Genomic DNA, 13,815 nt, shown 5'->3' on the forward strand with positions numbered 1-13,815 from the left:
AGCGAGAGCGGTGCTCTTGACGTGGATCCACATGAGGTGCGAGCATCGCTCTAATTCGAGAGCACCGCTCTCCCTTGAATCCCAGGAGCACGCCATGACCCGCCATGTCATCGTCGGCAAGGGCCCCATCGGCTCGACGCTCGCCCGTCAGCTCGCGGATGCGGGGGACGAGGTCCTCGTCCTCAGCCGCACAGGCTCACCCAGCGCGCCCACGACGCCCGGCGCGAGCACGGAGCCGCCGATCCGGCACGCCGCGGTCGACAGCGCCGACGCCGCCGCGCTCACCCGTGCAGCCCAGGGCGCCGACGTCCTCTACAACTGCGTCAACCCCGCCTACCACCGCTGGCCGACGCTCTGGCCGCCGATCGCCGACGCCATCCTGGCCGCGGCCGAGTCCACGGGAGCCGTCCTCGTCACCACCGGCAACCTGTACGGGTACGGGGCCGGCACCCAGCTCATGCGCGAGGACTCTCCGCTCGCGTCCGGCGAGACGAAGGGCCTCGTGCGGGCCGCGATGTGGCGCGAGGCCGAGCGACGCCATCGGGACGGTCGGGTGCGGGCGACCGAGGTCCGTGGCAGCGACTACCTCGGCCCCGGCGCCCAGGCCCAGTCGCACGCCGGGGCCCGCATGCTCGAACCGTTGCTCGCGGGTCGTCCGCTGCATCCCATCGGGGCGGCCGACGCGCCCCACACCTGGACCTACCTGGCCGACTTCGCCCGTGCGCTCGCCGCCGCGGGGACCACCGAGGCCGCCTGGGGCCATGCCTGGCACGTCCCGTCGCCCCAGGCGCTGACCTTCCGCCAGCTGGCGGTGATGGTCGCCGACGCCGCGGGCGCACCCCAGCCCCGGATCCGTCCGCTCCCGATGACGGCCGTCCGGCTGCTCGGGATCGGCTCGCCGATGCTGCGCGAGGTGTACGCCGTGGGCTACCAGTTCGTCGAGCCGTTCGTCATGGACTCGACGGCCTCCCAGGGCGTGCTCGGGCTCACGCCGACCCCGTGGGACACGATCGTTGCGGAGACGCTCGCGTGGTGGGGCAGCCGGTCCGCCGACACCCCGTCGGCAGCCCGGCGCTGACTCAGCCGAGCCGGACGCGTCGGCCGTCGACCGCCAGGTCGCCGCGCGCGACCCGGCCGACGACGTCGACCAGGAGAGCTCGCTCGACCGTCTTGATGCGCTCGTGCAGGGAGGTCTCGTCGTCGTCGTCGAGCACCTCGACCGCGCGCTGGGCGATGATCGGCCCGGTGTCGACCCCCTCGTCGACCAGGTGGACGGTGCAGCCGGTGACCCGCACGCCGTACGCGAGCGCATCACGCACTCCGTGCGCACCGGGGAAGGCCGGCAGCAGCGCGGGGTGGGTGTTGATGACGCGCCCGGCGAACCGGGAGAGGAACGAGGCGCCAAGGATCCGCATGAAGCCCGCACTCACGACGAGCGTCGGGCTGAAGACCGCCACGGCGTCCGCGAGCGCCCGATCCCACGCGGCGCGGTCCGCGAAGTCGGAGGGCCGCACGACGGCGGTCGCGACGCCAGCCGCCCTGGCCACGTCGAGCCCGCCGGCACCCGGGTCGTCGCTCAGCACTCCGACCACCCGCGCGCCGAAGTCGGGGGCGGCGTGGGCGGCGAGGAGAGCCGCCAGGTTGGAGCCGGCCCCCGAGACGAGCACGACGACGCGAGCCGCGGGCGGGACCACGGCGGGCCGCGGAGGCCTCGACGGGTTCGACGGGTTCGACGGGTTCGACGCTGGCACAGGCCCGACCCTAGCGGCCTGCGGGTCGCCGTCGGGCGGCCGGTCGACGTGCGGGCACTGCGCCGCCGACCTCGGCGCATGGGCGAGAATGCTCGGGTGAGCAACCCGTACGCACCGCCGTCCGGCGATCGCCCACGCGCCGACCAGCGCCCCGACCCGCTGATCGGCCCCCGCGGAACCGGACCGGCGACTGGGCCGGGCCGTACCCCCGCACCCCAGCGGCCGCCCGCCGCCCCGCCCCGCCCACCGGATCCCGAGGCGGTGGTGCGCGGGAGCCGTCAGATCGTGCACTTCGGCCTGTTCATGCTCGCCGCGATCCTGCTGAGCGTGCTGAACCTGCCGTGGAAGGTCGCGTCGCTCGCGTTCCTCACCGCAGCCGTCGTGACGGGGATCCGCGCACTCGTGACGATCATCCGGGGACGGGTGCGCGGCTCGCTGGTGCCGATGCTCGTCCTCGGGCTCGTGTTCGCGATGCTCTTCTCGATGACGCTGCTGGCGACGTTCGCGACGTGGCCGCTGCAGGTGAAGCAGCAGGAGTGCCTGCGTGGCGCGCTGACGATCTCCGCGAAGGCGGCGTGCCAGCACGAGCTCGAGCAGGGCCTGAAGGACTGGGAGCAGCAGTTGCGCCGGTCCACGGGCGGCTGACTGCCACCTCTCGACCGCTGACCGCCCTGCCGGACCGGGTGCCTCCCGGTCAGCTCACTCGGTCGGCTCGTCCGAGGGCCTGCCTGGCCGGACCGGGCGCACCGTCGCCGGCTCGGGGCTGTCCGAGCCGCGGGCGAGCGCGTCGTGCCACGCCCGGCCGACCCGCGCCTTCACCGCTGGGTCGAACGGGAGCACCGCGAGGAACGTGCCGATCAGGATGCCGGCGGCGATCGCGGCCCCGACGACCAGCCCGGACGCGCCCACGTCTGCCATCCGCCCCGGTCCGAGCGTGCCGCTCGCGAGCACGACGAGGAGCCCCGCTCCCCCACCGGCCACGACGGCCGCCGCGACGCACGCCAGGACGGCGTCGGTCCACCGCTCGGAGACGAGCCGGCGCTGCAGCCACGCACCCGCGACGACACCGGCCACGACCAGCACCAGGGGCACCGCGGTGAGCAGCCCGCCGGCAGAGTCGGGCTGCGGCAGGGCCCCCAGGAGCGGGATCGCCGGCAACGGACCGGACACGACGGCGGCTCCTGAGAACACCGTGCCGGTCCCCACGTGGAACCCGGGACCCGCGAGCCACGACAACGCCCACACGACGAGGTTCGGCACGTAGGCGACCTCGGCGACGGCGAGCACGCTGCCACCGACCGGGTCCAGCCCGAGCGAGGCGATGATGTCGGTGATCGTCGTGCGTCCTGCCAGCACCCACAGGACGACCGTGGCCGACGCGGCCACCAGGAGCATCGCGACCGCGAGCGTCCCGGCGGCGCCGCCCGCGCGGAACGCTCGCGGGAGCCTCGACCACGCCGGCCGCAGGACGTCACGCAGGGGTCGCGCCTCGGGCCGGCGCGCGAGGCCTCCGGCGAGCCCGAGGCCCGAGACGACCACCGCACCGAGCGCCGCGAGGAGCGCGTCGGCGACCGACGCGCGGACCAGCAGTGCGACGCCGACGGCGATCGCCGTGTACCCGCCGACCCCGGCCGCCCAGGACAGCGCTGTCGCGTTCCCCGACCGCCGTGCTGACACGTAGCACGTGAAGACCGCGAGCAGGGTGATCCCCAGGGGCGTCAACGTGAGCACGTCGCCCGCCACGGTCAGGGGGACGCCGTGCGCGAGCAGCCACACGGCCCCGCCGAACGCCACGGGTCGCGTCCAGGGGACGCCGGCGTTCGTGGGGTCCGCCGACGTCACGACGTACGCCGTCACGGTGGGCAGCACGACGACGAGCAGGGACAGCAGCGCGCCCTGCAGCCCGGCGAGCAGACCACCGACCCACCGAGGTGCACCGTCGAGGTCGCTCGCGAAGAACCGCGGGGTGCCGTCGTCGGACGTCAGGACGCGCCGGCGCAGCCGGTCGAGCCGGTCGGTACCAGACGGGTCGCTCACCCCACCATGGTCGCCGCTCGGACGCGACCGACGAGCCAACCGGCCCGGCGCGCCGTGGGTGTCGCGCCGGCCCGGTGTCAGGAGAGCAGCGCGCGGGCGAGCGCGGCCGTCTCGCTCGGCGTCTTGCCGACCTTGACCCCCGCGGCCTCGAGGGCCTCCTTCTTCGCCTGCGCGGTGCCGGCCGAGCCGGACACGATCGCGCCGGCGTGGCCCATCGTCTTGCCCTCGGGCGCGGTGAACCCGGCGACGTAGCCGACGACCGGCTTCGTGACGTGCGCCTTGATGTACGCCGCGGCACGCTCCTCGGCGTCCCCGCCGATCTCGCCGATGAGGACGATGACCTCGGTCTCGGGGTCGGCCTCGAACGCCTCGAGCGCGTCGATGTGAGTCGTGCCGATGATCGGGTCGCCGCCGATGCCGATCGCGGTCGAGAACCCGAGGTCCCGCAGCTCGTACATCATCTGGTACGTCAACGTGCCGGACTTCGAGACGAGACCGATCCTGCCCGGTCCGGTGATGTCGGCCGGGATGATGCCGACGTTGGACTTTCCGGGACTGATCAGGCCGGGGCAGTTCGGGCCGATCAGCCGCGTGCCCTTGGCCCGCGCGTACGTGAAGAACTCGGCCGTGTCCGCGACCGGGACGCCCTCGGTGATGATGACCGCGAGGGGGATGCCGGCGTCGACCGCCTCGATGACCGCGGCCTTGGTGTGGGCCGGCGGCACGAAGATGACGGACACGTCGGCCCCGGTCGCGGCGATGGCCTCGGCCACCGTGCCGAACACCGGGACCGCGACGGTCGCGCCGTCGGCCGTCGGGAAGTCGACCGACGTGCCCGCCTTGCGCGGGTTCACGCCGCCGACGACCTGGGTGCCGCCCGCGAGCATGCGCGTCGTGTGCTTCTGGCCCTCGGAGCCCGTCATGCCCTGGACGATGACCTTGGAGGACTCGGTCAGAAAGATCGCCATGTCAGTTGTTTCTCTCGTCTCGTGAAGAAGTCAGGGGGCTCAGGCGTTGGCCAGCTCGGCGGCCTTGTCGGCCCCACCGTCCATCGTGTCCGCGAGCGTCACGAGGGGGTGCGCGGCGTCGGCGAGGATCCGGCGGCCCTCGACGACGTTGTTGCCGTCCAGCCGCACGACGAGCGGCTTCGTCGCGTGGTCGCCGAGGATCTCGAGCGCGGCGACGATGCCGTTGGCGACCGCGTCGCACGCCGTGATGCCACCGAAGACGTTGACGAACACGGACTTGACCTGCGGGTCGGACAGGATGATGTCGAGCCCGGCGGCCATGACCTCGGCCGACGCGCCGCCCCCGATGTCGAGGAAGTTCGCGGGCCGCACCCCGCCGTGCGCCTCGCCCGCGTACGCGACGACGTCCAGCGTGCTCATGACGAGCCCCGCCCCGTTGCCGATGATGCCGACCGAGCCGTCGAGCTTGACGTAGTTGAGCGACTTCTCCTTGGCGCGCGCCTCGAGCGGGTCCGCTGCGGCGGCGTCCTCGAGCTCGGCGTGGTCGGGGTGACGGAAGCCGGCGTTCTCGTCGAGCGTGACCTTGCCGTCGAGCGCGACGATGTCGCCGGCGTCGGTGAGCACGAGCGGGTTGACCTCGACCAGCGTTGCGTCCTCGCCCTGGTACACGTCCCAGAGCCGCTGCAGCACGACGGCGACCTTCGGGGCGACGTCGGCGTCGAAGCCCGCGGCCGCCACGATCTCGTCGGCCTTCGCCTGGTCGATGCCGACCAGCGGGTCGACGGCGACCTTCGCGAGGGCGTCGGGGCGCTCGACCGCGAGCTGCTCGATCTCCATGCCGCCCTCGACGCTCGCCATCGCGAGGCACCGGCGCTCGGCCCGGTCGAGCAGCACCGAGAAGTAGTACTCCTTGGCGATCTTCGCGCCCGCGGCGATCATCACGCGGTGGACCGTGTGGCCCTTGATGTCCATGCCGAGGATCTCGGATGCCTTGGCCTCGGCGTCGTCGGCCGACGTGGCGAGCTTGACGCCACCCGCCTTGCCGCGACCGCCGACCTTGACCTGCGCCTTGACGACGACGACACCCGGTCCGCCGCCGAGCAGCTGCTCGGCGCCCGCGCGGGCCTCCTCGGGTGTGGTGGCGACGACGCCGCCGAGCACGGGCACGCCGTGCTTCTCGAAGATGTCACGTGCCTGGTACTCGAACAGGTCCACCTGGCTTGGTCCTTCCGTCGACCCGCGCGTGGCCTGGTCTGGCCGCGCCGCCCAGTCGATCGTAACCGCGCGGGCGAACTATCTTCACATCGAGAGATGTCGTCTCGGACACACCGTGGTCAGAGCTTCGTCACCGGCGAGAAGCGCAGCAGCAGGCGCTTGGTCCCTTCGGTGCCGAAGTCGACCTTCGCAACCGCGTTCGGACCAGAGTTCTCGAGACCGACGACGGTGCCGAGCCCGTACGCGTCGTGCGTGACGCGGTCGCCGAGCGCGAGATCCGGGACGGTGCCCTCGGGTCGGGGCGTGGCGGACCCGAACGTCGCGCCGCCGGCAGCCCGCGGCGCCGCGGAGCCCGCGCGCGCCGCCTGGGTGGATCCGGTGCGCGACGACGAACCCGCGGTGCGCGTCCCGGACCCACCGGAGCCGTACCCACCCGAGACGTAGCCGCCCGATCCGTGGCCCCCCGACCCGTACCCGCCCGAGCCGTACGCCGGTCGCCGCAGCGTGTCCATGCTGGACTCACGGCGCCGCCAGTCGACGACCTCCTCGGGCAGGTCGTCGAGGAACCGGCTCGCCGGGAACTCGTTGGGCACGCCCCACGACGTACGGACCGCGGCGCGCGAGACGTACAACCGCTCGCGGGCACGCGTCAGGCCGACGTACGCGAGCCGGCGCTCCTCGGCCAGCTGGTCGGTGTCGGCGAGCGACCGCATGTGCGGGAACGTGCCGTCCTCCATCCCGGTGAGGAACACGACCGGGAACTCGAGGCCCTTCGCGGTGTGCAGGGTCATGAGGGTCACGACGCCCTGGTCGACGCCGCCGCCCTCGCCGTCGTCCGACGGGATCTGGTCGGAGTCGGCGACGAGCGAGACCCGTTCGAGGAAGTCCGCCAGGTCCCCGTCGGGCTCGCTCTGCGCGAACTCGCTCGCGACCGCGTGCAGCTCGGCGAGGTTCTCGACCCGGGACTGGTCCTGGGGGTCCTCGCTCGCCCGCAGCTCCGCGAGGTAGCCCGTCCGGTCGAGCACCGCGCCGAGTACCTCGGCCGGCCCCGTCCCGGACGCGGCGAGCGAGCGCAGGTCGGTCATCATCGTCGCGAAGGCCGCGAGGCCCGTGATCGCCCGGGTGCCCAGGCCCGGCACCTCGTCGAGACGCCCGAGCGCCGCGCCGAACGAGATGCGCTCGCGCTCGGCGAACGCCGCGACCATGGCCTCCGACCGGTCGCCGAGGCCGCGCTTGGGGACGTTGAGGATGCGACGCAGGTTGACGTCGTCGTCCGGGTTCGCGATCGCCCGCAGGTAGGCGACGGCGTCCTTGATCTCGCGCCGCTCGTAGAACCGCGTGCCACCGACCACCTTGTACGGCAGGCCGACGCGGATCAGCACCTCCTCGAGCGCTCGGGACTGCGCGTTCGCGCGGTAGAACACCGCGACGTCACCGGGACGCACCCCGTCGGAGTCGCCGAGCCGGTCGATCTCCTCGGCGACGAACCGCGCCTCCTCGTGCTCGTTGTCCGCGACGTACGCGACGATCTGCGCGCCCGCCCCGGAGTCGGTCCACAGCCGCTTGGGCTTGCGACCCGAGTTGCGGGAGATCACCGCGTTGGCGGCCGAGAGGATGTTCTGGGTCGAGCGGTAGTTCTGCTCGAGCAGGATCGTGCGCGCGTCGGGGTAGTCGGCCTCGAACTCGAGGATGTTGCGGATCGTCGCGCCGCGGAACGCGTAGATCGACTGGTCGGCGTCGCCCACCACGGTCAGCTCGCCGCGCGGGCCGTCGTCGGGTGCGCCCTCGCCCTCCGCCCGGCGCCGGGAGCCGACCCCCGCCAGCTCGCGGACCAGCGTGTACTGCGCGTGGTTGGTGTCCTGGTACTCGTCGACGAGCACGTGCCGGAACCGCCGCCGGTAGTGCTCCGCGACCGCGGGGAACGCCTGCAGCAGGTGCACCGTCGTCATGATGAGGTCGTCGAAGTCGAGCGCGTGGGCCTGGCGGAGCCGGGCCTGGTAGCGCGTGTAGACCTGCGCGAGCACCGACTCGAACGAGCTCGTGTCGCTGCTCGCCGTCGCCGCGAACGTCTCGGGGTCGACCAGCTCGTCCTTGAGCGCCGAGATCTTCGCGGCGAGGGCCTTGGGCGGGAACTTCTTGGAGTCGAGGTCGAGCTCGCGCGCAACCATCGTCAGCAGACGCTGCGAGTCGGCCGAGTCGTAGATCGAGAAGCTCGACCGCAGGCCCAGCGTCGACGCCTCGCGGCGCAGGATCCGCACGCATGCGGAGTGGAACGTCGAGACCCACATGCGGCGCGCGGAGGGACCGACGAGAGTCGCGACGCGCTCGCGCATCTCCGCGGCGGCCTTGTTGGTGAAGGTGATCGCGAGGATCTCACCCGGGTGCGCACGCCCGGTGGCCAGGAGGTACGCGATGCGGTGCGCGAGGACCCGCGTCTTGCCCGAGCCGGCACCCGCGACGATGAGCAGCGGGCCGCCGTGGTGGAGCACTGCCTCGCGCTGCTGGGGGTTCAGCCCGACGAGCAGGGCCTCCGCCTCGGCGGCCGAACCGGCGACACGGCCGGTCTGCGGATCCGCCTCGCGGTCGGCGTCGGCATCGGCGTCGACATCGCGGCGGGACTGGCCGCCGTCGCGCGGGGGCACAGCGGAGGGCAGCCGCGAGAGGTCGGCGGCACCGAGCCCGGGCAGGGGAAGGTTCTGGAAGAGCGAGGTCATGGCTACCCCAGCCTAGGCAACCGCGCCGACACTCGTGACCTCAGGTGAGGAGCACCGCGAGCAGCCACGCCCCGGCGGCGACGAGCGCGCCCGCGAGCTCGACGAGCAGCGCGATCCCGGTCGCGCGGAGCACGGCGACCGTCGCGCGCCACGCGACCCGGCTGTCGCGGCGTGCGCCCCACTCGATGAGGTAGACGCCCAGCGCGAACCCGAGCGGCAGCCCGACCACGGGCACGACGAAGAACCCGACGACGCCCAGCGCCCCGCCCCACACCAGGGTCGAGCGGCGCACGCCCGCGCCCGCCAGGTGCCTGCCCGCGAGCAGGTACTTGCCGACGGCCGCCGCAGCGACCGCGACAGCACCCACGGAGAACGCGGTCCAGGCCACACCTCCACCGGTCTCGGTGGCCCACACCAGGACTGCGCCGAGCACGATCAGGCTCCCGGGGAGCACCTGGACGACGACCCCGACGAGCCCGGTGGCGATCACGAGCCCGACCAGCAGCTCGCCGGCGGGGCTCATCGGGCGGCCGCGGCGGTGTCGGTCCGATGCGCGTGGCGCACGGTCAGCTCCAGAGGACGGCGATCCCGACATTGAGGACGACGAGCCCCGCGATCCCCCCGAGGAAGCCCGCGGTGACCCGGGCCGGCGTCCGCCGTCCCACGATCACGAGGGCGGCCACGACCAGTGCGACGAGGAGCTTGATCCCGACCTTGGTGTTGTTCGGCGGGTCGCCCGCGAGGCCTGCGGCCAGGATCCCGGTCATGAGGATGCCCGTGACGAGGGCCGTGAGGATGCCGTGCAGCGCCCCGACCGGGACCACCGGCTTCTTCATGTGGGCCAGGACGCCACCGAGCACCATGGCCCAGCCGACGAGGTGCAGGACGAGCAGAAGGTTCAGGACGACGGTCATGGGGTCAGCCTAGGGTCTCGTCGGCGGTTTTCCCAACAGGTGTGTCGGGAACCTGTGCAGGAGACCTCAGATCAGTCGCCGGGCCGCTGCCCAGCGTGTCAGCTCGTGGCGCGAGGACAGCTGCAGCTTGCGCAGCACCGCCGAGACGTGCGTCTCGACCGTCTTGATCGAGATGAACAGCTCGCTCGCCACCTCGCGGTAGGAGTAGCCGCGCGCGATGAGCCGCATGACCTCACGCTCACGGGCCGACAACCGGTCGAGCTCGTCGTCACCCGTCGCGACGTCGCCCGCCGCGGCACCGAACGCGTCGAGCACGAAGCCCGCGAGCAGCGGCGAGAACACCGCGTCGCCCCCCGCGACGCGCTGCACGGCGGCCGCCAGGTCAGCGCCCGTGATCGCCTTCGTCACGTACCCGCGCGCGCCGGCCCGGATGACCGCGACGACGTCGTCGGCCGCGTCCGAGACCGACAGCGCGAGGAACCTCGTCTCGCCGAGGAGGTCGGTGCACGCCCTGATGACCTCCGCGCCGCCCCCACCGTCACCGCCCGGCAGGTGCACGTCGAGCAGCACGACGGCCGGGCGCAGCTCGCGCACGACCCGGATCGCCTCGTCGACGCTCGCAGCCTCCCCGACGACGCGCACGCGGTCGTCGAGCGACGCCCGCACACCCGCCCGGAACATCAGGTGGTCGTCGACCAGCACCACGTCGACAGGTTCACTCATGTGTCTCACCGCTCCTTGACCGGTTCGGTGGCGTCCGCCCGGGGCTGCCCCGGCGCGGCCCGCACCGCATGATCCTCGTTCGTACGCACCGGGATGCTCAGGTGCACCTCGGTGCCGTTGCCGTCCTTCGACTGGACGGTGGCCGACCCGCCCCGGCGACGGACGCGACCCATGATCGACTCGCGCACGCCGAACCGGTCCGACGGGACCGCGTCGAGGTCGAAGCCGTCCCCGCGGTCGCGCACGAAGACCTCGATGAGGTCTGGGCCGACCTCGCAGTACAGCGACAGCGGCGGGCGTCCGTGCACGACCGCGTTGACCAACGCCTCGCGGGTCGCCTGCAGCAGCGCCTCGGTGTCGGCGTCCGGCTCACGGTCGCCGACGAGGACCGCGTCGATGACGACGGCCTCGCCACCGGGGCCCGACCGCGTGTCCTCGATCTCCGCGACGACGGCCCGCAGCGCGGCCGCGAGCGACGTGCCCGGCGCCGGTCGGTCGTCGTAGAGCCACTCGCGCAGCTCCCGCTCCTGCGCCCGCGCCATGCGCGCCACCTCGTGCGGGTCGTCCGCGCGCGCCCGGATCATCGCCAGGGTCTGCAGCACCGAGTCGTGCAGGTGCGCCGCGATGTCCGCCCGCTCCGACTCCCGCGCCCGCGCGGCGCGCTCGTCGCCCAGCTCGCGCACGAGCCGCAGCCACCAGGGCGCGAGGACGAGCGCGACGCCGGCGAGCACGGCGAGCGCGGCCACCATCGACTGCACCAGCAGGTCGGGGGACATCTCCTGACCGACGAGCAGCAGCACCCCGGCCCCGGCCAGCACGATCCCGCCGACGAGCCGCAGGACGCTGACGGGCGTGCGCCCACCGGCCCGCGAGCGCCAGCGCCCGCGCTGCCCGGCGTCGAGCTGGCTCCACGCGAGGGCCGTCCCCGCGAGCAGGATGAGGGTCGGCACCACCCAGGTGCTCTGGAGGTGCGCGCCGTTGCGGACCGCGAAGAGCACGACGGCGGCCGCGATGAGGACGAGCGCGATCGCGATGTCCGTCACCGGCAGGGTCCGGACGGCTGCACCCGCGCGACCACCGGGCGGCAGCCCGACGGTCGGATCCGGCGGCCCCGCGACCCGTGGCCCCTCGGTGCCGTAGCCGACGACGGGCGCGTCCGCACCGACGGCCGGACGGACGAGCCGGGACAGGTGCGCCGGCCGCTCGTCCGGGGCGTACGGGTCGCCCTCCGGCACGGTGACCCACAGGAACACGTAGAGGGCGACGCCGACACCGCCGAGCCCCACGAGGATGACGAAGGCGAACCGCACGACGCCGACCGACAGCCCCAGGTGCGCCGCGAGCCCTGCCGCGACCCCGCCGATCCGTCGACCGGTCGTCGGGCGGCGCAGCAGTGGCCGCGCGGGCGCGCCGGGCGGCACCGACGGCACCGGCTGGGCCGGACCTGTCGGGTCGTCGCGTGCGGGCTGCTGCGAGGTCATGGGTTGATCGTCACACGGCAGACGGCTCCGCGGCGCCCCCTCAGGGCCCCCGAGGGCAGAGTTCAGGGCTCGCATCACCGCAGTTCAGGGTCCGCTCAGGGACGTACCCGATGTCCGGCGTCGCCGCGAGGCAGCACGATCGAGTCATGGACACCTACATCCCTGACCCGAACGGGCCGACACCTCCACCGCCGCCGTCACCGCACGGTACCGACGGCTTCTTCGCCGCCATCCGGCGCACCGGGCTGTTCCGCTCCGACGACCGTTGGGCCGGCGGCGTCGCCGGTGGGCTCGCGCGCCGATTCGGCATCGACCCGCTGCTCGTCCGCGCCATCTTCGTCGTCAGCTTCCTGCTCGGCGGTCTCGGGCTCGTCGCCTACGGCGTCGGCTGGGCGCTCCTGCCGGAGCAGCGCGACGGCCGCATCCACCTCGAGGAGACCATCCGCGGCCGCTTCGACGTGGCCCTGCTCGGTGCGATCGCCCTCGTCATCGTCGGACTGAGCCGCGGAGACCACTGGTGGTGGGGCGGCAACGGCGCCGCGTGGATCGTCGGGCTCGTGTGGCTCGCGGGGATCGTCACGGTCATCGTGCTGATCGCCAACTCCTCGAGCCGTCGCCGCGCCTCCGGGCTGCGCCCGCCCACGCCCTACGGTCCCTACCCGACGCCCGGCACGCCGCCCGTGCCGCCACCGCCGCCGGGAGCCGGCGCGGCTGAGGGCTACGCGACCCCCACGTCGTACGGCCCGACGTCCTCGACCACGCCGTCGGCGCCGTACGCTTCCGCTGCGCCGTACGCAGCGACGGCGTCCTACGCCGGGACGCAGTACGCGCCCTACGCGCCGTCGACCTCCCCCGTCGCGACCCCTCTCCCCCGCAAGGCGCCGTCCCGCGGCCCGGGTGCCGGTGCGCTCGGCGTCGTCGTCGCACTCACGGTCCTCACCCTCGCGGGTCTGCTCCTCGCCAGCCGGCAGGGCTACTTCGACGGCCCGGTCCTGCTCACGACGGCCGGGATCGCGATCGTGCTGCTCGGGCTCGGCATCGTGGTGTCGGGCCTGCGGGGACGCACCAGCGGCGTCCTGGGGTTCTTCGCGATCGTCACCATCCTCGTCGCCGGGCCGCTGGCCTTCGGCGAGAGCAACGACTGGCACTGGGACGGCAACTTCAACACCACGGTCAAGGACAGCGTCGTCGTCATGACGAGTCGCGACCAGGCAGCCGTCGGCTACTCGGTCGGTGCGGGCGACACGACGGTGGACCTCCGCCAGGTCCCGCTCACCACCGAGACGCTCGACATCCCGATCCATGTGGGTGTGGGGACGCTCGTCGTCCTCGTCCCGCCGGGCACCCCCGTCACCGCTGACGTCCAGGTCGGCGTCGGCGACATCACCTGGGACATCGGCGGGAACCAGACCACGTCCAGCGGCGTCGGCCAGGGCCCGCGGCGCTTCGAGAGCACCGAGGTCACGGACGGCACCGACGCCCAGCTCGCCCTCGACGTCAACGTCGGTGCAGGCGACGTCACGATCAAGGAGTCACGATGACCACCGACGACACGACCCAGCAGCTCCCCACCAGCGGCGACGAGCCGCAGCAGTCCCCGACCGGAGCGACTGCCGAGATCCCGGGCCTCTTCCCGGAGTCCTCTGCGCCGACCAGCCCGGGTCCCGCCCCGGCCGGCACCGCGCCGAGCGCCTGGTCCGGTGCCCCCGTCGATGCGCCGGCCACCAGCCCCGAGCGGCCACGGCTGCGGGTCTCCACGGCGGTCTGGGGACTCGTCATCGCGGCGATCGGTGTGGGCGTCGTCGCCCTGGCGGCCGGCGCGGTGTTCGACCTCCAGCTCGCGCTCATCGCCGTGCTTGCGGTCGCCGGCGCGGCGATGCTCGGCGGATCCATCGCGGCTGCCGCCCGGCACCGCGGTCCCTGAGCGGGACGGGGTGCGGCGCAGCAACGGCCGTCATGCGCAGAGATGCCTCGGGCCGAGGTCGGCAGCTGCCGACCTCGGCCCGAGGCGT

The 13,815-nt window shown here is 73.5% G+C and carries 13 protein-coding genes; 4 read left to right on the plus strand and 9 right to left on the minus strand.

All coding sequences use genetic code 11. The features are described from left to right. Positions 1–94: 94 nt before the first annotated feature. Complete coding sequence (locus tag DDP54_RS04145) at positions 95–1,078, plus strand: NAD-dependent epimerase/dehydratase family protein (RefSeq protein WP_109130665.1); 984 nt, start codon at positions 95–97, stop codon at positions 1,076–1,078. 1 nt (position 1,079) lies between these two features. On the opposite strand, the gene purN is transcribed toward DDP54_RS04145, so the two are convergent. Next, entirely contained in the window at positions 1,080–1,694 is a 615-nt protein-coding gene (gene purN, locus DDP54_RS04150) for a phosphoribosylglycinamide formyltransferase (protein WP_197711420.1), read from the minus strand. Between the two features lie 153 nt (positions 1,695–1,847). Here purN and DDP54_RS04155 point away from each other — a divergent pair, with 153 nt between their 5' ends. Continuing rightward, positions 1,848–2,396: a hypothetical protein gene (locus DDP54_RS04155; RefSeq protein WP_146192352.1), complete on the plus strand. Its 549-nt coding sequence runs from the start codon at positions 1,848–1,850 to the stop codon at positions 2,394–2,396. A gap of 54 nt (positions 2,397–2,450) precedes the next feature. Here the strand turns inward: DDP54_RS04155 and DDP54_RS04160 are convergent, their stop codons facing one another. The 8 genes from DDP54_RS04160 to DDP54_RS04195 all read right to left on the minus strand — a co-directional run bounded on the left by DDP54_RS04160 (position 2,451) and on the right by DDP54_RS04195 (position 11,803). Next, positions 2,451–3,788 carry a DUF6350 family protein gene (locus DDP54_RS04160; protein WP_197711314.1) on the minus strand — a complete coding sequence of 446 codons (1,338 nt, stop codon included), beginning with the start codon at positions 3,786–3,788 and terminating at the stop codon, positions 2,451–2,453. Positions 3,789–3,865: 77 nt separating this feature from the next. Then, complete coding sequence (gene sucD, locus DDP54_RS04165) at positions 3,866–4,756, minus strand: succinate--CoA ligase subunit alpha (RefSeq protein ID WP_109130668.1); 891 nt, start codon at positions 4,754–4,756, stop codon at positions 3,866–3,868. A gap of 39 nt (positions 4,757–4,795) precedes the next feature. After that, entirely contained in the window at positions 4,796–5,971 is a 1,176-nt protein-coding gene (gene sucC, locus DDP54_RS04170; protein ID WP_109130669.1) for an ADP-forming succinate--CoA ligase subunit beta, read from the minus strand. A 119-nt stretch (positions 5,972–6,090) separates the two neighbouring features. Then, positions 6,091–8,685 (minus strand): DNA helicase PcrA, encoded by a 2,595-nt coding sequence (gene pcrA / locus DDP54_RS04175; protein ID WP_109130670.1) that lies wholly within the window; start codon positions 8,683–8,685, stop codon positions 6,091–6,093. 40 nt (positions 8,686–8,725) lie between these two features. Continuing rightward, positions 8,726–9,208 (minus strand): DUF456 domain-containing protein, encoded by a 483-nt coding sequence (locus tag DDP54_RS04180; protein WP_109130671.1) that lies wholly within the window; start codon positions 9,206–9,208, stop codon positions 8,726–8,728. 43 nt (positions 9,209–9,251) lie between these two features. Beyond that, on the minus strand, positions 9,252–9,599 hold the full coding sequence (locus DDP54_RS04185; RefSeq protein ID WP_109130672.1) for a hypothetical protein: 348 nt from the start codon (positions 9,597–9,599) through the stop codon (positions 9,252–9,254). A 66-nt stretch (positions 9,600–9,665) separates the two neighbouring features. Next, a complete protein-coding gene (locus DDP54_RS04190) occupies positions 9,666–10,322 on the minus strand; it encodes a response regulator transcription factor (protein ID WP_109130673.1) in 657 nt (218 codons plus the stop codon). Between the two features lie 5 nt (positions 10,323–10,327). Continuing rightward, positions 10,328–11,803 carry an ATP-binding protein gene (locus tag DDP54_RS04195; protein ID WP_109130674.1) on the minus strand — a complete coding sequence of 492 codons (1,476 nt, stop codon included), beginning with the start codon at positions 11,801–11,803 and terminating at the stop codon, positions 10,328–10,330. 146 nt (positions 11,804–11,949) lie between these two features. Here DDP54_RS04195 and DDP54_RS04200 point away from each other — a divergent pair, with 146 nt between their 5' ends. Then, positions 11,950–13,344, plus strand: coding sequence for a PspC domain-containing protein (locus tag DDP54_RS04200; RefSeq protein WP_158274446.1), 1,395 nt, complete (start codon positions 11,950–11,952; stop codon positions 13,342–13,344). After that, entirely contained in the window at positions 13,341–13,727 is a 387-nt protein-coding gene (locus DDP54_RS04205; protein WP_109130676.1) for a hypothetical protein, read from the plus strand. Before DDP54_RS04200 ends, DDP54_RS04205 begins: the two co-directional genes overlap by 4 nt. Positions 13,728–13,815 lie beyond the last annotated feature (88 nt).

This window comes from Cellulomonas sp. WB94 (genome assembly GCF_003115775.1).
In the GTDB taxonomy this organism is placed as follows: domain Bacteria; phylum Actinomycetota; class Actinomycetes; order Actinomycetales; family Cellulomonadaceae; genus Cellulomonas_A.